The organism is Clostridium sp. 10cd* (assembly GCF_044336395.1).
Taxonomy (GTDB): domain Bacteria; phylum Bacillota_I; class Bacilli_A; order Erysipelotrichales; family Erysipelotrichaceae; genus Clostridium_AQ; species Clostridium_AQ innocuum.
This window is the reverse complement of the sequence record NZ_CP172347.1, coordinates 3,037,868-3,058,337: the sequence shown is the minus strand read 5'-3', so window position 1 is coordinate 3,058,337 and position 20,470 is coordinate 3,037,868. Positions and strand designations below refer to the sequence as shown.

Annotated in this window: 16 protein-coding genes, 3 rRNA genes and 1 riboswitch; of the genes, 14 read left to right on the top strand and 5 right to left on the bottom strand. The window is 46.6% G+C overall.

Features of this window, described 5'->3' with window-relative positions:
- Positions 1 to 52: 52 nt before the first annotated feature.
- From ACG3M1_RS15130 to trpS, 3 genes are all read right to left on the bottom strand, one after another.
- Entirely contained in the window at positions 53 to 538 is a 486-nt protein-coding gene (locus ACG3M1_RS15130) for a GNAT family N-acetyltransferase (protein WP_009270694.1), read from the bottom strand.
- A 50-nt stretch (positions 539 to 588) separates the two neighbouring features.
- A complete protein-coding gene (locus ACG3M1_RS15125) occupies positions 589 to 1,302 on the bottom strand; it encodes an AAA family ATPase (protein WP_008817666.1) in 714 nt (237 codons plus the stop codon).
- 136 nt (positions 1,303 to 1,438) lie between these two features.
- Positions 1,439 to 2,425, bottom strand: a complete 987-nt coding sequence (gene trpS, locus ACG3M1_RS15120) for a tryptophan--tRNA ligase (RefSeq protein WP_009270693.1) — start codon at positions 2,423 to 2,425, stop codon at positions 1,439 to 1,441.
- Positions 2,426 to 2,797: 372 nt separating this feature from the next.
- Between trpS and spx the strand changes: the two genes are divergently transcribed.
- The 9 genes from spx to ACG3M1_RS15075 all read left to right on the top strand — a co-directional run bounded on the left by spx (position 2,798) and on the right by ACG3M1_RS15075 (position 12,940).
- Positions 2,798 to 3,229, top strand: coding sequence for a transcriptional regulator Spx (spx, locus tag ACG3M1_RS15115; RefSeq protein WP_002610030.1), 432 nt, complete (start codon positions 2,798 to 2,800; stop codon positions 3,227 to 3,229).
- Positions 3,230 to 3,619: 390 nt separating this feature from the next.
- Positions 3,620 to 5,159, top strand: a 16S ribosomal RNA gene (locus ACG3M1_RS15110).
- Between the two features lie 236 nt (positions 5,160 to 5,395).
- A 23S ribosomal RNA gene (locus ACG3M1_RS15105) occupies positions 5,396 to 8,302 on the top strand.
- Between the two features lie 92 nt (positions 8,303 to 8,394).
- Positions 8,395 to 8,508: ribosomal RNA gene (gene rrf / locus ACG3M1_RS15100) — 5S ribosomal RNA — on the top strand.
- Together the 16S, 23S and 5S rRNA genes form the textbook arrangement of a ribosomal RNA operon.
- 111 nt (positions 8,509 to 8,619) lie before the next feature.
- Positions 8,620 to 9,465: a putative manganese transporter gene (locus tag ACG3M1_RS15095; protein WP_008817664.1), complete on the top strand. Its 846-nt coding sequence runs from the start codon at positions 8,620 to 8,622 to the stop codon at positions 9,463 to 9,465.
- 70 nt (positions 9,466 to 9,535) lie between these two features.
- Positions 9,536 to 11,041, top strand: coding sequence for a tetratricopeptide repeat protein (locus ACG3M1_RS15090; protein ID WP_008817663.1), 1,506 nt, complete (start codon positions 9,536 to 9,538; stop codon positions 11,039 to 11,041).
- 17 nt (positions 11,042 to 11,058) lie between these two features.
- Positions 11,059 to 11,667, top strand: coding sequence for an SOS response-associated peptidase family protein (locus tag ACG3M1_RS15085; RefSeq protein WP_008817662.1), 609 nt, complete (start codon positions 11,059 to 11,061; stop codon positions 11,665 to 11,667).
- Positions 11,664 to 12,389, top strand: coding sequence for an ABC transporter permease (locus ACG3M1_RS15080; protein ID WP_008817661.1), 726 nt, complete (start codon positions 11,664 to 11,666; stop codon positions 12,387 to 12,389). Before ACG3M1_RS15085 ends, ACG3M1_RS15080 begins: the two co-directional genes overlap by 4 nt.
- Before the next feature lie 71 nt (positions 12,390 to 12,460).
- A complete protein-coding gene (locus tag ACG3M1_RS15075; protein ID WP_008817660.1) occupies positions 12,461 to 12,940 on the top strand; it encodes a GNAT family N-acetyltransferase in 480 nt (159 codons plus the stop codon).
- A 108-nt stretch (positions 12,941 to 13,048) separates the two neighbouring features.
- Here ACG3M1_RS15075 and ACG3M1_RS15070 read toward each other — a convergent pair whose 3' ends face one another.
- The gene (locus ACG3M1_RS15070; protein WP_009271074.1) at positions 13,049 to 13,663 is read right to left on the bottom strand and encodes an ECF transporter S component; all 615 of its coding nucleotides are present in this window, start codon (positions 13,661 to 13,663) and stop codon (positions 13,049 to 13,051) included.
- 83 nt (positions 13,664 to 13,746) lie between these two features.
- A riboswitch (FMN riboswitch) is annotated at positions 13,747 to 13,861 on the bottom strand.
- Between the two features lie 362 nt (positions 13,862 to 14,223).
- Between ACG3M1_RS15070 and ACG3M1_RS15065 the strand changes: the two genes are divergently transcribed.
- Complete coding sequence (locus tag ACG3M1_RS15065; RefSeq protein ID WP_002610044.1) at positions 14,224 to 14,616, top strand: hypothetical protein; 393 nt, start codon at positions 14,224 to 14,226, stop codon at positions 14,614 to 14,616.
- A 459-nt stretch (positions 14,617 to 15,075) separates the two neighbouring features.
- Here ACG3M1_RS15065 and typA read toward each other — a convergent pair whose 3' ends face one another.
- Positions 15,076 to 16,911, bottom strand: a complete 1,836-nt coding sequence (typA, locus tag ACG3M1_RS15060; protein ID WP_008817658.1) for a translational GTPase TypA — start codon at positions 16,909 to 16,911, stop codon at positions 15,076 to 15,078.
- 127 nt (positions 16,912 to 17,038) lie between these two features.
- Here typA and ACG3M1_RS15055 point away from each other — a divergent pair, with 127 nt between their 5' ends.
- The 4 genes from ACG3M1_RS15055 (at position 17,039) to ACG3M1_RS15040 (ending at position 20,387) form a co-directional block, all read left to right on the top strand.
- The gene (locus tag ACG3M1_RS15055; RefSeq protein WP_008817657.1) at positions 17,039 to 18,352 is read left to right on the top strand and encodes a polysaccharide deacetylase family protein; all 1,314 of its coding nucleotides are present in this window, start codon (positions 17,039 to 17,041) and stop codon (positions 18,350 to 18,352) included.
- Positions 18,353 to 18,697: 345 nt separating this feature from the next.
- Entirely contained in the window at positions 18,698 to 18,955 is a 258-nt protein-coding gene (locus tag ACG3M1_RS15050; protein WP_008817656.1) for a hypothetical protein, read from the top strand.
- Positions 18,956 to 19,002: 47 nt separating this feature from the next.
- The gene (locus ACG3M1_RS15045) at positions 19,003 to 19,596 is read left to right on the top strand and encodes a hypothetical protein (protein WP_008817655.1); all 594 of its coding nucleotides are present in this window, start codon (positions 19,003 to 19,005) and stop codon (positions 19,594 to 19,596) included.
- Between the two features lie 35 nt (positions 19,597 to 19,631).
- Entirely contained in the window at positions 19,632 to 20,387 is a 756-nt protein-coding gene (locus tag ACG3M1_RS15040) for an esterase family protein (RefSeq protein WP_009271071.1), read from the top strand.
- Positions 20,388 to 20,470: the final 83 nt, after the last annotated feature.

Here is a 20,470-nt window from a genome sequence, read left to right as displayed (position 1 = left end):
AGCTTGCGCCTCTTTCAGAAAGGATTCCCAAAATTTCTGTATTTCCATACTGCTATGCTTCCTTTAGCCGCAAAACGGCTACGGTTTCACCGTCACACAGCTCGTTGTTTTCACGAAAGCCTGCTGCATAATATAAGGCACGGGCAGCTGTATTCTCTGCCTCATAGGAAAGCCATACGAACTCTGCTTTACCACAGGGCATCGTTTTTACAAAATCAATGGCAGTCTGCAGCGCCTGCTTGCCTAGTCCTTTTCCCTGCCAGGCTTTATCAATCATAAACCGCCAAATGGAATAATTATTCTGTGCGATCGGTGGATCACTTTCTTCCTGTCGTCCGTAGCCAAACATGACAAAACCAATCAGACTTTCCTCATCGTAGATGCCAAACGGCAAAGCAACACCACCTTCTGTCATCGTTGTATATGCCTGCAGCATGCTCTCTGTATTGGTTGCCACAAAGCTTTGCTGTTCATCATGCACCTTCAGCCGAACAATGGACCAGATATTGCGTTTGTCAACCTTGCGTAGTGTTATCATCAACATCTCCTTTGCTGTATGGTAGCAGCTTGTTTTGTATTCATCGCTTTTTATTTCTCGTTTTCCCGTAACAGCTTGTCGAGCATATACTCACGGTTATTGATAAACATTTCGGTGATCTGATAGGATGCGGTCTGCTCATAGGTGATTTCTTCAATGATTCCATCATCAAAGCTTAAAATCTGTGCATTGGGAATACCAAGCAAAATCGGAGAGTTTGTTGCAATGAGAAACTGTGAGCCCTCCCAAGCCATCGTTGACAGCTGTATCAGCAGGGTCAGCTGGCGCTGTGGGGACAATGCGGCCTCCGGCTCATCCAGTAAAAACAAGCCGATGTCCCGAAAGCTTTGTATAAAGGATAGAAAGCTCTCACCATGGGAACAGGAATGCAGTTCTCTTCCCTGATAGATGGACGCATACTCCTCAGCCTTGGTCGCAAGATTATAAAAACTTTCCGCCCGTAAAAAATAAGAACAGGAGGGCTGACAGAAACCGCGGCTTAAATGAATCCCCTCGTGCAGGGAGGAATGCGTATCCTTTGTATAAAAACGGTAGTTTTTGGTACCACCCTCCGGATTAAAACCATAAGCAACAGCAATCGCCTCCAGAAGCGTTGATTTGCCGGAGCCGTTTTCTCCTGTAAAAAAGGTAATCTGTTTTTGAAAGATTAGCCGGTCAAAGGAGTGCAGTGCCGCAATATGTTGCGTATAGTCGCTAACAGCATCCCAATCTATTGATACTTCGCGTAGAAATAAGCTATGCATACAACCCCCTCCTTCTATATGTATCATATCATACATTAGCAGGAAAACCAGCAAATAAGCTGCTGGAAGAGAAAAGAAGCATTACGGGGAATGCTTCTTATTCGAACAATTGAAAAATTATAAGCAATGCGTTTATTTAAAATAGCTGGAAACCAACTTTTTTCTTGACCTTCATCAGCTTTTTGTGCGCACTGTGTCTTGCTTTTTCATTTCCTTCTGTAATAACCTTTTCCACCATACCGCTGGAGAGAATCTCTTTGTACTTTGCCTGCAGCTCACTCAGGAAATCAAAGACTGCAGCGCCGACCTCCTTCTTGAAATCGCCATAGCCCTTACCTTTATAGCGCTCAACAATGCTTTCGATGCTTTCCCCATTCAAGGATGATAAGATAGTTAACAGATTGGAAACACCCGGTTGATGTTCGGGGTCATACTGAATGATACCCAATGAATCAGTAACTGCAGACATAATTTTCTTTCGTGCTACTGCCGGTTCATCCAGCAGATCAATGGTACCCTTTGGATTTTCCTCAGATTTGGACATCTTCTTTGTAGGATCCTGCAGGGAATAAATTTTTGCACCTACCTTACTGACAAGCGGTTCCGGAATGACAAAGGTATCACCATAACGGTTGTTGAAGCGCTCTGCCAGATTTCTGGTCAGCTCCACATGCTGCTTCTGATCCAGACCTACCGGTACATAATCCGCATCATACAGCAGGATATCCGCAGCCATCAAAGAAGGATACGTAAACAGTCCTGCGGTAATACCTGTTTCACCCTTTGCGGTCTTATCCTTATACTGTGTCATTCGCTGCAGCTCGCCCATATAGGAATTGCAGGTCATTATCCATCCAAGCTCCGCATGTTCATGCACATCGCTCTGTAAAAAGATGGTAGCTTTTTTTGGATCCAGTCCGGCAGCCAGGTACAGGGCAATTAAATCCTTTGTGTTCTTTTTCAGCTCTGCACGCTCCTGTGGAACCGTGATTGCATGCATATTCGCAATGAAGACATACATTTCATAATCGTCCTGATAAGCTACGAAATTCCGTATGGCTCCGATATAGTTTCCGAGTGTTAAACGCCCGGTTGGTTTGATGCCGCTTAGCATTCTTTTCATATAAAACACCTCCATAAAATAAAAAAAGTACCATGTAGGGACGCTGACAGCGTGGTACCACCCGACTTATTCCATTGCTTTTCGCACAAGGGAATCACTTGCCTGTAACGTTAAAGGCTTTTACGGTTCCCGCAGGAACATGCTCCAAAGACCCAATTCATTTTACAGGCTCCTGCTGACTTGCACCATATATCAGCTCTCTGTTGAGGAACTGCCGTAAAACTACTATATCTTCATCTCTGCATTTCTGATTCCTTATTATCATACTATTATCAAATATGAAAAACAAGGAAAAAAGCAAAATCTGCAAAAATTGCTTTCCTATTAAAATACAATGAATTATAATAGATATATGTGAAGGAGGCAGAGAAGATGATTATTTTATATACTTCGCCTGGGTGTGCTAGCTGTAGAAAAGCGAAACAATGGTTAAAAGACAATGATATGAAATACATTGAAAAGAATATTTTTACAACACTGCTGAAGGAGGATGAAATCAAATACCTTTTGCAGAGAACAGAGAATGGTACAGAGGATATCATATCCACGCGTTCCAAGGCGTTTCAGGAGCTGCATAGAGATTTGGATGATATCTCTATCAAGGAGCTGGTGGATATAATACAGAAAAATCCATCCATTCTGAAGCGTCCGATTATGATCAATGAGAAGAGCTTCGTTGTCGGATATGACGATGATGAAATCACGGCACTTGTTCCGGCGAAGCTGCGGCTTACCGCACAGCAGGCATGTAATCCAAGCTGTGCAAACTATCCGATCTGCGGCAGGGTTCGCGAGGAAGCATAAGAGCTTTACAAAATGGAAGCAACTAAAAGAGCTGTGACAGACTGTCTTCAGGCAGGTTGTCACAGCTTTTTATTACCTTTCATCGCATTTTATTTTATAAACGGAGATGGAAAAGCTCCTATAGAATAGAGAAACAGCTGTAAACAAAGGATGTAACCGTTTACGATTGATAATGTTAAAAAAAAGATGAAAAAAGTGAATTTTATCGTTGACACAGGGTATGATTCGTTGTATTATATACGAGCGCTGATGAGAAACAAGGGCGCACGAAATAGAAATTTCGGTCTTTGAAAACTGAACAGGAAACGTCAATTATTTGAGAAAACAATATTCTCGGTATAACGATAACTAAAATGAAATTCAAACGCAAGTCATGCGTTAGAGCTAAATCAAATGGAGAGTTTGATCCTGGCTCAGGATGAACGCTGGCGGCATGCCTAATACATGCAAGTCGAACGAAGTTTCGAGGAAGCTTGCTTCCAAAGAGACTTAGTGGCGAACGGGTGAGTAACACGTAGGTAACCTGCCCATGTGTCCGGGATAACTGCTGGAAACGGTAGCTAAAACCGGATAGGTATACAGAGCGCATGCTCAGTATATTAAAGCGCCCATCAAGGCGTGAACATGGATGGACCTGCGGCGCATTAGCTAGTTGGTGAGGTAACGGCCCACCAAGGCGATGATGCGTAGCCGGCCTGAGAGGGTAAACGGCCACATTGGGACTGAGACACGGCCCAAACTCCTACGGGAGGCAGCAGTAGGGAATTTTCGTCAATGGGGGAAACCCTGAACGAGCAATGCCGCGTGAGTGAAGAAGGTCTTCGGATCGTAAAGCTCTGTTGTAAGTGAAGAACGGCTCATAGAGGAAATGCTATGGGAGTGACGGTAGCTTACCAGAAAGCCACGGCTAACTACGTGCCAGCAGCCGCGGTAATACGTAGGTGGCAAGCGTTATCCGGAATCATTGGGCGTAAAGGGTGCGTAGGTGGCGTACTAAGTCTGTAGTAAAAGGCAATGGCTCAACCATTGTAAGCTATGGAAACTGGTATGCTGGAGTGCAGAAGAGGGCGATGGAATTCCATGTGTAGCGGTAAAATGCGTAGATATATGGAGGAACACCAGTGGCGAAGGCGGTCGCCTGGTCTGTAACTGACACTGAGGCACGAAAGCGTGGGGAGCAAATAGGATTAGATACCCTAGTAGTCCACGCCGTAAACGATGAGAACTAAGTGTTGGAGGAATTCAGTGCTGCAGTTAACGCAATAAGTTCTCCGCCTGGGGAGTATGCACGCAAGTGTGAAACTCAAAGGAATTGACGGGGGCCCGCACAAGCGGTGGAGTATGTGGTTTAATTCGAAGCAACGCGAAGAACCTTACCAGGCCTTGACATGGAAACAAATACCCTAGAGATAGGGGGATAATTATGGATCACACAGGTGGTGCATGGTTGTCGTCAGCTCGTGTCGTGAGATGTTGGGTTAAGTCCCGCAACGAGCGCAACCCTTGTCGCATGTTACCAGCATCAAGTTGGGGACTCATGCGAGACTGCCGGTGACAAACCGGAGGAAGGTGGGGATGACGTCAAATCATCATGCCCCTTATGGCCTGGGCTACACACGTACTACAATGGCGACCACAAAGAGCAGCGACACAGTGATGTGAAGCGAATCTCATAAAGGTCGTCTCAGTTCGGATTGAAGTCTGCAACTCGACTTCATGAAGTCGGAATCGCTAGTAATCGCAGATCAGCATGCTGCGGTGAATACGTTCTCGGGCCTTGTACACACCGCCCGTCAAACCATGGGAGTCAGTAATACCCGAAGCCGGTGGCATAACCGTAAGGAGTGAGCCGTCGAAGGTAGGACCGATGACTGGGGTTAAGTCGTAACAAGGTATCCCTACGGGAACGTGGGGATGGATCACCTCCTTTCTAAGGAGAAAGTACAAAAGAAGTAAAGAGTTATCGAACATTTCCTGTTCAGTTTTGGAAGACTGATCTTCCAAACGAAAAGAAGTCGATCTTTGAAAACTGAATAACAGAAGACATATGAAGGTCTATAACGAAAGTTGTAAACAACATAGATATTCACGAGTAGATAGTTAAACAAAAACAGAAACTCAAGCAAAAACCTAAGCAAAGAAATGAACGCTTTAAAACTTAATCGTGATTAAGTGAATAAGGGCGTACGGTGGATGCCTAGGCACTTGGAACTGAAGAAGGACGCAACAAACGGCGAAACGCGACGGGGAGTGGTACGTACACAAAGATCCGTCGATATCCGAATGGGGAAACCCGGCAGCAGTAATGAGCTGTCACCCATGAGTGAATACATAGCTCATGAGGGAGGTACCCGGAGAACTGAAACATCTAAGTATCCGGAGGAAAAGAAAATAAGAATGATTCCGTAAGTAGCGGCGAGCGAACGCGGAGGAGCCCAAACCAGATCTTGATCTGGGGTTGTAGGACCACGAAATGGCAAGAGCATGGCTAAGAGAACGGCATTGAAAGGCCGACCGGAGAGGGTGCAAGTCCCGTAACTGAAAGCAATGTGAAGCCTAGTGGTATCCTGAGTACGGCGAGACACGAGAAATCTTGTCGGAAGCAGGCGGGACCATCCGTCAAGGCTAAATATACCCAAGTGACCGATAGTGGACCAGTACCGTGAGGGAAAGGTGAAAAGAACCGCGGGAGCGGAGTGAAATAGAACCTGAAACCGTATGCTTACAAGAAGTCAGAGCCCGTTAAAGGGTGATGGCGTGCCTTTTGTAGAATGAACCGGCGAGTTACGTTATCGTGCGAGGTTAAGTAGAAGATACGGAGCCGAAGCGAAAGCGAGTCTTAATAGGGCGACAGTACGATGATGTAGACCCGAAACCGTGTGATCTAGCCATGACCAGGTTGAAGTTCAGGTGAAACTGAATGGAGGACCGAACCGACCCCCGTTGAAAAGTTGGCGGATGAGTTGTGGCTAGGGGAGAAATTCCAATCGAACACGGATATAGCTGGTTCTCCCCGAAATAGCTTTAGGGCTAGCGTCGAGGCAGAGTCGCATGGAGGTAGAGCACTGAATGTACGATGGCCCCATCCCGGGGTACTGAGTATAATCAAACTCCGAATGCCATGATGACGTACTCGGCAGTCAGACTGTGGGTGATAAGGTCCATGGTCAAAAGGGAAACAGCCCAGACCGTCAGTTAAGGTCCCAAAATGTATGCTAAGTGGAAAAGGATGTGGGGATGCACAGACAACTAGGAGGTTGGCTCAGAAGCAGCCATCCTTCAAAGAGTGCGTAACAGCTCACTAGTCGAGTGACCCTGCGCCGAAAATGTACCGGGGCTAAGCATACTACCGAAGCTGCGGATTCAACTTCAGAGTTGAGTGGTAGGGGAGCGTTGCATGCACGTAGAAGCCGTACCGTAAGGAGCGGTGGAGAGCATGGAAGAGAGAATGCCGGTGTGAGTAGCGAGATGTAGGTGAGAATCCTACACACCGATAGCCCAAGGATTCCAGGGGAAGGTTCGTCCGCCCTGGGTAAGTCGGGACCTAACGCGAGGCCGAAAGGCGTAGTGGATGGAAAACAGGCAGATATTCCTGTACCCGCGATGGAAATGAAGGAATGACGGAGAAGGCTAGTGTGAGCCACTGAACGGATTGTGGTCGAAGCATATAGCAGGCTGACAGTGAAATGCGTCAGCGGGATGTAAGATGTGACAGGTAAGGGAACGTCCTCGGACAAGTACTGAAGCACATGATGCCAGCTTCCAAGAAAAGTTTCTAGTGATAATTCCATAGCGGCCCGTACCAAAACCGACACAGGTGGGCAAGGAGAGAATCCTGAGGTGAGCGAGAGAACTGTTGCCAAGGAACTCGGCAAAATGACTCCGTAAGTTAGCGATAAGGAGTGCTCTTGTAAAAGAGAGCCGCAGTGAAGAGGCCCAAGCGACTGTTTAACTAAAACACAGCTCTCTGCAAAGTCGCAAGACGAAGTATAGGGGGTGACGCCTGCCCGGTGCTGGAAGGTTAAGAGGATTTGTCATCCGCAAGGAGAAGCAATGAATTGAAGCCCCAGTGAACGGCGGCCGTAACTATAACGGTCCTAAGGTAGCGAAATTCCTTGTCAGGTAAGTTCTGACCCGCACGAAAGGCGTAACGATTTGGGCGCTGTCTCGGCAGCAGACTCGGTGAAATCTTAGTACCTGTGAAAATGCAGGTTACCCGCAACTAGACGGAAAGACCCCATGGAGCTTTACTGTAGCCTGATATTGAATTTTGATCAAAGATGTACAGGATAGGTGGGAGGCGAAGAGACGTGTACGCCAGTATACGAGGAGCCGCTGTTGGGATACCACTCTTGTTTGATTGAAGTTCTAACCTGCACCCATGAACTGGGTGAGGGACCGTGTCAGGTGGGCAGTTTGACTGGGGCGGTCGCCTCCTAAAGAGTAACGGAGGCGCCCAAAGGTACGCTCAGATTGGATGGAAATCAATCGACGAGTGCAAATGCAGAAGCGTGCTTGACTGTGAGACAAACAAGTCGAACAGGGACGAAAGTCGGGATTAGTGATCCGGCGGTGCCGAATGGAAGGGCCGTCGCTCAACGGATAAAAGCTACCCTGGGGATAACAGGCTGATCTCGCCCAAGAGTTCACATCGACGGCGAGGTTTGGCACCTCGATGTCGGCTCATCGCATCCTGGAGCTGAATTCGGTTCCAAGGGTTGGGCTGTCCGCCCATTAAAGCGGTACGCGAGCTGGGTTCAGAACGTCGTGAGACAGTTCGGTCCCTATCTGTTGTGGGCGTTGGAGATCTGAGGAGAGCTGTCCTTAGTACGAGAGGACCGGGATGGACCTACCGCTGGTGCACCAGTTGTTCCGCCAGGAGCATAGCTGGGTAGCTAAGTAGGGAAGGGATAAGCGCTGAAAGCATCTAAGCGCGAAGCCTACTCCAAGATGAGATCTCCCATTCGTATAACGAAGTAAGACCCCTTGAAGACGACGAGGTGGATAGGTCAGAGATGGAAGTGTAGCGATACATGGAGTTGACTGATACTAATAGGTCGAGGACTTAATCACACGTACCAGATGGTACAAAAAGAAACTGTCAACTGTTATTCAGTTTTGAGGGATAGCGAAGCATACCCGGAGTGGTATGGACCTCAAAGTGATCTGGTGGCGATAGCGATGTGGACACACCTGTTCTCATCCCGAACACAGAAGTTAAGCATATCAGCGGCGACAATATCTGGACTGGCTCCAGTGAAGATAGCACGCTGCCAGGTAATCTGACTCATCTTTTGATGGGTCTTTTTTAATCGTTGACGAATGATTGTTTTGCTGGTATAAAATTCGAAAGAATGGTAAAATTCTCTAGTATGTGAAGGAGGAGTTTTATGCAGGATGTACTACAGGATGTATTCCATGATGCGTTACCAATGATACCGTTTTTATTTCTGACGTATCTACTTATGGAGTACCTGGAACATAAAAGCAATGACCGTTTCCAGAAGCGGCTGGAATCCGCAAGAGCTCTGGGACCGCTGATTGGTGGTATCTTAGGCATTGTGCCGCAATGCGGCTTTTCTGTGCTGGCAAGCGGTTTGTATATGAACCGTTCCATTTCACTTGGAACCTTACTGGCTGTTTTTATTTCAACCAGTGATGAGGCTATTCCGATTCTGGTCGCACAGCCGAAGCAAATCAATGTCCTATTCTCTGTTATCGCAGTAAAGCTTGTTATCGCAGTACTGGTTGGATATATTGTAGATTTGCTTGTACGCGGACACCGGTTAAAGGAAAACCATCCGCTGCATGATATTCATGCGGAGTGTGAGAAAGAGAGTGTGGAGGAACATCATTCCATCGTCTATATTGCTATGATTCGTACCATTAAAATCTTTATTTTTGTCTTTGCTGTAAATTTTGCATTGTCTGTTTTCATTTACTACATTGGGGAGGATACACTGCGTACCATATTGGCACAGGGCTCTTATCTGCAGCCAATGCTTGCGGCTCTGGCAGGATTTATTCCCAATTGTGCAGCCAGTGTGATTCTGGCACAGCTGTTTATGGACGGTGTGCTGTCCTTTGGGGCACTAACCGCCGGACTGATTACCAGTGCAGGACTTGGACTGCTGGTGCTGCTTCGTATGTATGACAACAAAAAGGATATCCTGCGCATCTTTGCCATTCTCTTTGTGACAGCAATCACAAGTGGGATTGTATTGCAGCTGTTTTAGGCCATGGAAGCATGGTCTTCTTTTTTTCAGTACGAAAGTATAGTATAATAGGTGCAAAGGGGTGCAGACTATGGATTATAAGGAAGAATTTACACAGCTGATCGAGGAAAACAGGCTGGACGATGCACGTATACTGCTGGAGAAGCACAAGCTGTACGCGAGTGAGGAGCCTTTTTATTATGGGAATATGGGATGGATTCTGAATCATATGGAGCGCTATCAGGAGGCGGAGGTATTTCTGCGAAAAGGGCTTGTTTATTTCCCGGAGGATGGTTGGATATATTCTCAGCTGGGCTTTTCACTGGATCGGCAGGGGAATATCAGGGATGGACTGGATGCTTTGCTGAAGGCTTTGCAGCTTGGCTTTGATGAGCCCTGGCTGCATGGTGAGATTGGCTGGTGTTATAAGGAGCTGGGCATTCTAAAAGACGCAATTACATATTTTGAAAACGGCTTGCTGGATGATGAACGAAATGTCTGGCTGCTTTCGCAGGCTGCCGAGGCATATTACGGGCTTGGTGACAAGGAAACAGCTGAGGAATACTATGTGAGGAGCTACCGTATCCTGCCGGATGAGGATGCACGCTTTGATCTGGCGAGGTTTTACAAGGCCTGTGGGGAATATGATAAGGAGATCCAAATCCTGCAGGAGATTCAACATGAGCATTACCAGGACTGGAGGGAATTTGAGCTTGGATTTGCTTATTTCCAGAAGAATGAACCGCAGGAGGCACTTTTGCATCTTTTAAAGGCTTTGGAGCTTGGAAGAGATGATACAAGCGAGCGAACGCTGCTGGGAGATGTGTATCGTTCCCTGCAACGTATCAGGGAATCGGATGAGCAGTATAACACGGCTCTGGAGTACTTTGAAAAGGCATTGCAGAAGGAAACGGATACCTATTGGATCTATCAGGAAATGGTCTGGATTGCGCATAAGCAGCAGGACTGGACAAAAAAGCTTCAATATCTGGAGCGAGCCAGTGAAGTAAAAAAGGATGATCTTTGGCTGATGTTTCATTATGCCCGATGCTACAGTGATCTGCATGACCATGTTAAGGCTATTGCAGCCTGTGAGTTCTGTCTGCAGCATGGAGAGGAAGGCAGGGAAATGCAGGATCTGTATGCGTGGAATCTGGGAAGAAGCTCTCAGGGGGAGAAAGCCATTGCTGTTTTGAAGAAGCGGATTGAGCGCTTCGGAGGTGAAGCCTGGAATTTCAGCGAGCTGGGCTGGAATTATACACAGCTGGAAGACTATAAAGAAGCGATTCGCTGCTTTAAAAAGGCCTATGATCTGGAACCGAAGAATCCGTTAAACTGTTCCATGCTGGGGTGGTGTAATCTGCGGCTGAATCAACTGGATGCGGCCTTATCATTTCTTTTGGAAGCTCGTCAGCTGGGAAGGGATGACGGCTGGCTGCATTCCGCGTTTGGGGAGCTGTATACGGAAAAACAGAAATATGCGCAGGCTCTGGAGCATTATCAGAAAGCCCTGGAACAGGGCTATAATGAAAATTGGATAAAAAAAGAGATTACACAGCTTGAAGGACTGCTGGAGGAACGAAACGAAAAAGCATAAGGACAGGAGGCTTGCATATGTGCGGAAGATATTTTTTTGAATTACGAGAGCTGCCTGCATTCGCAAGGCTGAAGCATAAAATCGAGCAGCAGGCGCTGTTTGAGTTTGCCAGAGAGGAAGTATTTCCCGGCAATCAGGCACTGGTACTCGTCAACGGACAGGATGAGTTTTCGCTGGATGTGATGAAATGGGGAATTGAGGGACCGTATGGTAAGCTGATCAATGCAAGAAGTGAAGGTATTGAAAAGAAAAAGACCTTTCGCCCCATGCTTTCTAAGAAATGTCTGATTCCCTGCAACGGATTTTATGAATGGGTGAAGGAAGGAAAGCAGAAGCAGAAAATACTGATCCAGCGCGAGGATGCTCCTCTGTTTTATCTGGCAGGAATTTATAATGAGCATAAGGAATTCGTGATTGTGACAGGGGAATCCGTTAGACAAATGAAGGATATCCATGATCGTACTCCCATTCTGATGCTCGAGGATCAGATTCCGCTGTATCTGCAGGACGAACTGGAATTTCAGGTAGATAACGAACGACTGACATTTACGGCAGTGGATACCAGGAAAGCACCTGTACCGGCTAAAAACAGCCAGCTGTCACTGTTTGATGAGGATGAGCGATGAGGCAGGCCAGAATTTTGTCATCGGCGTTTCTGCTGTTTCTTCTCTGGTGGCTGCTGGCTGTCTGGATGGATAATGATTTTATCATTCCCTATCCCCTCGATGTTTTGAAGCTGATGGGAGCGCAGCTGCAGTCTGCGGCATTTTATCAGAGTACACTGGTGACGCTGCTTCGCTCATGGGGCGGACTATTGGCGGCATTTGTAATGGCCGGGGGTTGTGCATTCCTATCCTACCGCATTCCTGCCTTTCATGATTTGTTTTATCCAATCCTGCTGCTGACCCGCAGTGTTCCCAATATTTCCTATATCATCGTTATCCTATTATGGTTCGGCTCGGAGAGCAGTGCGGCAATCGTCAGCTTTCTCATCATTTTCCCAACGATATACAGCAGTCTGTACAGTGGTCTGCAGCATATGGATGAAAACCTGAAGCGAGTCGTTCAGCTATATCCGGAGAGTCGCTGGTATTTGCTGCGCCGTGTCTATCTGCCGCTGCTTTCTTCCTCTATACAGGCATCGTTATCCAACGGGATTTCGCTGACCTTTAAGGTGGGTGTCATGTCGGAAATCATGGGGCAGGTACCGATGGGGATCGGACGGCAGATGAATTTATGCAGGCTGACCTCGGATATGACCGGTGTCTTTGCATGGACCGGATGGATTATACTGATCTTGCTGCTTATGGATGCTCTGCTTCATTTCGCAGGCAGACAAAAGGTCTGAAGAATTGCTTTGAGAATATTTTCTTTAGGAATTGAAGCTATGCAATGATAAAAACGGGAAGGAGAAATATCATGAAGGATCACATTCAACTGCGGCCTGCACGGCAGGAGGATGCGGCTGCATTACAGTGTTTGAATGCTGATGTGCTAGGCTATGACTGTTCGCTGTCAGATACACAAAAGCAGCTGCGTCGTCTGTTACACATGCCGCAGCATCTCCTTGTGGTGGCTGAAAGAAAGCGGGAGCTTATCGGCTATGTGCATGCACAGGATTATGATATTCTGTATGCAGCGCCAATGATAGATATTTTGGGAATTGCAGTACATCCGGATTACCAGCAGCAGGGAATTGGAAGCAGGCTGCTTGCGGAGGTAGAGCGATGGGCAGAAAATCAGAATGTCTGTATGATTCGTCTTGTTTCCGGCGAGTACGTACAGGGGCACATGCCTTTTATGAAGCAAGGGGCTATGTGCGTGAGAAGCGCCAGCTCAACTTCAAAAAGATCATCAAAAAGCATGAGGAGTAGGCCTTTGGTATGTTGGAAAGGATGAAGTAATCCCTTGATACATGAATCGATAGCAGCTGCTTTCCATCAGGGTATGGCTTGCATAATAAAAAAAGCATCCGCTTTATCTGAATTCAGACCGAGCGGATGCTTGTTACTGTTTCTTTATAACCGGGGATACCTTTTTATAAGATAAGAAGACAACAATGCTGCACAGGACACCCTTTAACACATTGAATGGGGTGGTTGCCATCAGCACCAGTGCAAGCAATCCGTTAATGTTTGGATTTACTGCATGGCCAAATTCGATAATGCGATCCAGTGGCAGGTTCATAAAATAGGAATAAGCCGGCAGCATTACGAAATAATTCAGAAGTCCTCCCAGTATCGTCATACAGATCGTTCCTGCAATCAGACCGAACAGGGCATGCTTTCTCGTTTTATCCCTTTGATAGATGATTGTGGCCGGAAGTACAAAGGAAAGACCAATCAGAAAGTTGGTAAGCTCTCCGACGCCCATCGTAATGGTTCCTCCGATGAGCAGATTCAATGCGATTTTCAGAGCTTCAATGCAGACGGCTGCCCAGGGGCCAAGAGCAAATCCTCCAATCAATACGATAACCTCATCGAAGCCAAGCTTATAAAAATCAGGCGCAAAGGGAAGGGGGATTTCAAACATCATGACCAGAAAGGCCAGTGCTCCCAGAATACTGATTTTGGCGATGGTTTGTACACTCATCCTGCTTTTTGTTGAAACATATGCTGACATATACGATTCCTCCTGTCTGTGTCAGCCTTTTTTCAAAAGAAAAAAGGTTTTCAACAAAAACCTTTAGGGACATATCGAAAAAAACTTAACTTCTTTCATCCAGACTATACTGTCGCCACCGGAGTTTCACACGGTTCTGCCTTATGGCTTGCGGGGTATACCGCCGATTGGGAATTTCACCCGACCCTGAAGTTTTTTGTCGAGTATATCATAGCAGTCTTTTCTCATTCCGTCAACACAAACGCTCCATAAACTATATGTCAGTAATTTCCGTCTTACTGTTGTCAGCTTTTTATGAGCCCTCAGTAAAAAAAAGCAATTGAGAGAAAGACGGTTATATCCTGTGTTGTTATACATCTGTTTACTTTTCACACTACACAACGCTGTATATCATCTTCCACACAGTGGGCTATAGGCGCAATCTCCGATTGCTGTGCAATTCCTGCGGGAAGCTGGTAAAACATGGGCTTTTTGTGTGATATTGTCGTAAAATTCCGACAGGCTGGAAATTGGAAAGGGAACGTGATATAATATGTCACAATCGAAGGGAGTTTTGAAATATGAAATGGTTTCAGAATTTTATGCGCGGGAGATACGGTGTGGATCAGCTGTCTTTTGCGTTATTGATTCTGTATTTTGTAATCACGATTCTGGGCACTGCTTTCCGTATCCCATATATCGGCTATGTGGCGCTGCTGCTGATCGTATGGTGCTGGTTTCGTATTTTGAGCAGAAATACATATAAGCGCTCACAGGAAAATGCGAAATTTATGGGGTGGATCTACCCGATTCAGAATAAATGGAGAACAAAGAAACGCGAATTTCAGGATCGCAAGACACATAAGTATTACAACTGTCCCAACTGTAAGCAGCGTTTGCGTGTTCCGAAGGGGAGGGGTACAATTACGATTACCTGCCCGAAATGTAAAACAAAGTTTGACAAGCGTACGTAACAGTTACTGCCGAAGGAACATACTCACGGCAGTTTTTTTCATACAGGCAGATTCCCGAGGGAAGCTTCTTGTTCATGGGAGAAACAGCCATTTCTCTGCTTATTCACACCTGCGTGATTAGTCTGAGCTCTCTACATCCAGCCTACCCTCGCGTCCCTCAACCTATGATAAAGCCTTTTTAGGTACATCAACAGAGTTTCCATGGTTCTTCCAATTTTATTCTTATTAGTGAACGCACAGAAAAAGCCTAGTAAGCCGGGGTCCATACCTATGATTCAGGCTTTATTTCCCATGACCAAGGAAGAACCGTGCAGCTTTCCTCTGGTGGTATTCGCGTTCAGCAGCGCTGTTTCTCTTTCAGACTGTTCGGATCTGTATAAGGCTGGATGCATCGTCCGGTATTCGCAAGCCGCAGAAAGCATCATAAAAAAACGCCAGATGCTGGCGTTTTCTGTTTGTTTATTTTACTTCATCGGATACTCTTTCACGATAATACTGACGGCGCTCATGCGGCTTCAGCCCCTTCTTGCGAAGACGGATGCTGTCCGGTGTGATTTCCACCAGCTCATCATCATTGATCCATTCCAGAGCTTCCTCCAGCGTCATGTCTCTTGGCGGCGTCAGACGCATTGCCTCATCATTTCCACTGGAACGAATCGCTGTCAGCTTTTTGTTTTTCAACGGATTGACATCCATGTCAACGTTTCTAGCGGATTCGCCGATGATCATTCCCTCATAGACCTCGGTCTGTGGAGAAATAAACAGGGAACCGCGCTCCTGCAGATTCCAAAGGGCATAGGTCATAGCTCCTCCGGTTTCTGTGGAGATCATGGCACCGTTTGCACGCTGTGTGATTTCTCCCTTATAAGGCGTATATCCCTTGATACGGCGAACCAAGGTACCCTCTCCGCGTGTATCATTGATGAACTCGCTGCGGTATCCGAGTAATCCTCTTGTCGGTGCCTCATAGGTGATACGGCAATAGCCGTTTTCTTCCACCATGTCCACCATGACGCCCTTTCGCAGGTTCAGCTTATTGATGATTGTTCCGCTGTATTCTTCCGGAGCCAGTGCAACAACTTCCTCCACAGGCTCTACCGTCTTTCCGTTTTCATCCTTGTGCAGAATAACCTCTGGCTTGCTTACGGCTACCTCATAGCCTTCCCGGCGCATCTGCTCCAGCAAAACAGAGATATGTAATTCTCCGCGGCCGCTGACCTTGAAGCAGTCTCCGCTGTCTGTCGGCTCCACCTTCAGTCCGACATTGACCTCCAGCTCCTTTTCCAGACGCTCCTTCAGATTACGTGAGGTTACATATTTCCCGCTCTTTCCGGCGAACGGAGATTTGTTGACGATAAAGTTCATGCTCAGGGTAGGCTCTTCCACATGAATGCTTTCCAGCGGCATGACATGATCCTTTTCACACAGGGTTTCTCCGATCATGATATCCGGAATACCGGCTACCACAACGATATCACCGCTTCTCGCTTCTTTTACAGAAACACGGCTCAATCCACGGTAGACAAAGACCTGTGAGGTTGTATTGGTACGCTCATGTCCAAACGAATCACAGATTACAACGCTTTGCTGTGCATTCAGCACACCCTGATAAATACGTCCGATGCCCAGACGCCCGATATACTCATCGTAGGCCAGCGCACTGATCTGCATCTGCAAAGGCTCCTCATCCAAATCCGGATAGGCTTCACAATGCTTCAGAATCGTCTTGAACAGCGGTTCAATGGAATCACTTGGTGTATCCATATCATACTGAACGATTCCCTGCTTGGCCACACCGTATAAAATCGGGAAGTCAAGCTGTGCATCCGTTGCATTCAAATCCAAAAACAACTCATACACCTCATCCACAACCTCCTGTGGACGGGCGTCCTTTTTGTCAATCTTGTTGATTAACAGAATCGGGCGAAGCCCCATCTCCAGAGACTTGCTTAATACAAAGCGCGTCTGCGGCATCGGGCCCTCACTGGAATCCACCAGCAGAATAACGGCATCAACGGTCTTAATGATACGCTCTACTTCACTGGAGAAATCCGCATGGCCCGGAGTATCTACAATATTGATTTTAACACCATCATGGATAACACTGCAGTTTTTGGAATAGATGGTGATACCACGTTCCCGTTCCAGATCATTGCTGTCCATAACACAGTCGACAACTTCTTCATTGCTGCGAAATACATCACTCTGACGAAGGAAGGCATCTACCAGAGTAGACTTTCCTGCATCGACGTGGGCAATGACCGCGATATTTATAATCTTTTCTTTTTCATTCATATTTAATTCCACCTTTTAGACCAACTATAATGATAATACGAAATCGCCTGAATTACAATTTTTTTCGCAGAATAATGCATTATTTTCGCCTGTTTTTCCATATACTTGAAGGAGCAGGTGATAATTCATGAATGTTAGACGTATTGTATGCCCTTTCCTTTGTCTGCTGCTGCTTTGCGGCTGCAGATGTGAGAAGCTGGATGAGAATAAGAATCCGAATCAGGAAATTGGAACGACCGTGCAGGATATCCAATATAAGGATACCTATTTGGAAAGCATCATGTATCCGAAAACAGACATTGCAAAGCTGGACAAGAAAATCAAGGATACGGTGGATACCTATCAAAAGCATTTTCTGGAGGCGGTGAAGCCGTATAAGGAAAAACGCAAGGCGGAATTCAATATAACCTGGCAATCCTTTTATAAGGATGATCGATATGTTTCGGTAAAGCTTGCCATCTATCAATGCATTTATCAGAAGCAGGAGTATGTGGAAACGATCGTATACGATACAAAGAAACAGGATTTTCTTCATCTATACGATATTTTTGACGCGGATAGGATACAGCTCCTTTCCGCAAAAGCATCTGACTATTTTCAGAAACGCTTTCCCAAGGAATGCGATAATGACCGTTTTCGCACCCATATTTCCGCAGTAGAGGATAACTTCGACCGTTTTGTATTGAAAAAGGACCGTATGGTATTCTACTTTCCACAAAAAACCCTGTTTGATGAGGCGGCCACGTTTGAATGCGGCTATGACAGCCTCGGGGATGCCGTAGATTTAAAGAATGAAGCACAGCAGACAATCGTCCCCTATGAGGATATTCTCAATGAGCCCATCAAGAATATCGATCCGAATAAACCAATGATCGCCCTCACCTTTGACGACGGACCGAGCAAGCGCTATACACCTGCGATTTTGGATGCTTTAAAGGAGTATGGTGCAAATGCGACCTTCTTTGTCCTTGGCAGCAATGCGGATAATTTTCCGGATATTCTGCAGCGCATGGTGCTGGAGGGGAATGAAATCGGAAATCATACGTATTCACACAAGCAGCTGACGACGCTGTCAAAGGAAAACATCGAGGAGGAAATCATTGCGACGCAGGAATCCATTTATGATATCACACATCGCTATCCGGATGTCATACGGCCGCCTTACGGCAGTAAGAATAAAACGGTTATGGACTGTGCAAAGGGAAAACGTATCGTCACCTGGTCACTGGATACGAGGGATTGGCATGATCGTGATGCAAAGGTTGTGGTGGAACGGCTTCTCAAGCAGGTACAGGACGGAGACATTATCCTGATGCATGATTTATACGCCTCTACAGCCTCTGCTGTGCAGGAGCTGGTGCCAAGGCTGCAGGAGCAGGGGTATCAGCTGGTGACCGTGTCTGATCTGTATACGTACAGCAGGCATATCCGCCATTCCTGAGGGCTGCAGAGAAATATGCATGGGCAGTATGATGACGGCGGTTATTTACGTAGACAGCTGGGCTGTAGAGAGAGGCACCGGCTACAGGCTGGAGGGAAAATCAGGAAACCAGTAACCATATGCCGTTATGATGACAGGACTGTTACAGAAGTTATCAATGAGTGCCTGCGACAGTCCCTGTGTATAGGCGGATGCGATTTCTGTATCACCTTATCAGCAGGAGGCAGGAGGAAGATCAGAAAAAAGCTGACCTTCTTTTCATTCTGTTTCAGAAAGAAAAAAATACATGTCTTTCAAAATTGCTTTTTATATGGTATAATAATCAAAAGAGAAAGCTGGGAATGTATGAATTTTCTTATCCTATCCCCGCAATTTCCTGCGACAAACTGGAACTTTTGTGATCGATTGAAGCTGAACGGTATCAATACCCTGGGAATCGGTTATGAACCGTATGAGGAATTGCGGATCGAGGTCAGGCATGCGTTGCAGGACTACATACAAATACAACAATATCAATCCTATGATGCAGCATTGCGGGCAGCAGCGTTTTTCACATATCGCTATGGGCGGTTAAACGGTATGGAATCCTTTCAGGAAGGATGACTGTTTTTCGATGCACGGCTGCGTACGAATTTTCATGTGGAGAGCGGATGTACGGTTTCCAATGTTCAGCGATTTCTGGGCAGCGGGACACGGCGTGCGTGGATCCGGGCATGTGGTGTACAGTCACTCCGGCAAGACGGGCGTTATCTCTTCCGCAGGCACAGGAGCTGTTATTTGCACAGAAGCATGGCGCACTGTATAACGTACAGAAGGAACAGCTGTATGCATACGAGGATGCCAAGAAGCTTGCGGATGCATGGAAGTATGGATGTCAACAGCTGCTGGTGCCAAAGATGGAGGGAAGTCTTTATATATGGGAGGCTTTGCTGGATCATACAGGTGCTTCACGCGCAACAGCCGCAGGGCGTCTTTCCGGGGGAAAACAGTATCGGATTTCGAAAGAGGAAGAAAAAGAGCTGACTGTGTTTGCGCAAGAGGCATGCGCAAAATTGTGTGCTGATGAGTGGAGCTGCGGCTTCCTGCATATGCTGATATGGAAGCGGCAGGGGCATTGGGAGCTTTTGGACATACGTAGCGGGGCAGATCGATGTGTATTGCTGAAGGAATACCCAGATATCTACCAGCTGTGGGCGGATGGAATGTGCGAAGAGATGGAGCGTGCGAGTGCTCAAAAAAAATGAAGTGATGATGGCGCAAGAAGAAGGAGGGTATCTTTATGAACGTGGAGTATTATAAGGAATTGAGTCATGAGCTGAATCGGGATATGGAATTTAAGGTGTATGGACACACAGGCATTCCCTGTCTGGTATTTCCTGCCCAGAACGGACGGTTTTATGATTTTGAAAACTTTGGAATGATTGATGCTGCACATGAGTATGTGGATGCCGGCAGAATTCAGTTTTTCTGCTGTGACAGCATTGATAATGAAACATGGAGCAATGTCGACGGAAATCCAAGAGAACGTATGGAGCAGCATGAGCGCTATTATCATTACATCATCGATGAACTGATCCCCCGCATTCAGGAAATCAGCACCTATGCGAACAGCGGAAAAGAGCCGCACGATATGATGACCTGCGGCTGCAGTCTGGGAGCCTTTCATGCATTGAACTTCTTCCTGCGAAGACCGGATTTATTCAATCGGGTGCTGGCAATGAGCGGCTTGTATCATGCCGATTATTTCTTTCATGATTATCATGACGAGCTAACCTATCGCAATTCACCGAGTGATTATCTGCCGAATATGCCGCAGGATCATCCGTATATGGAGCTGTATCGCAATTCGGAAATCGTCTTATGCTGCGGACAGGGGGCCTGGGAACAGGAAATGGAAAACAGCATGCATCAGATGGAGGCGATATTTGCTGACAAGCATATTGATGTCTGGATCGATTTCTGGGGATATGATGTATCCCATGACTGGTACTGGTGGAAAAAACAAATTGATTATTTTTTGCAGTTTATGGTATAGGGACCTGTTCATCAGGTCTTTTTTTTCGGAAGACTGCCGCAAATAGAAAGCCTAGTGCATCTACATCCGGATACCGCATATGT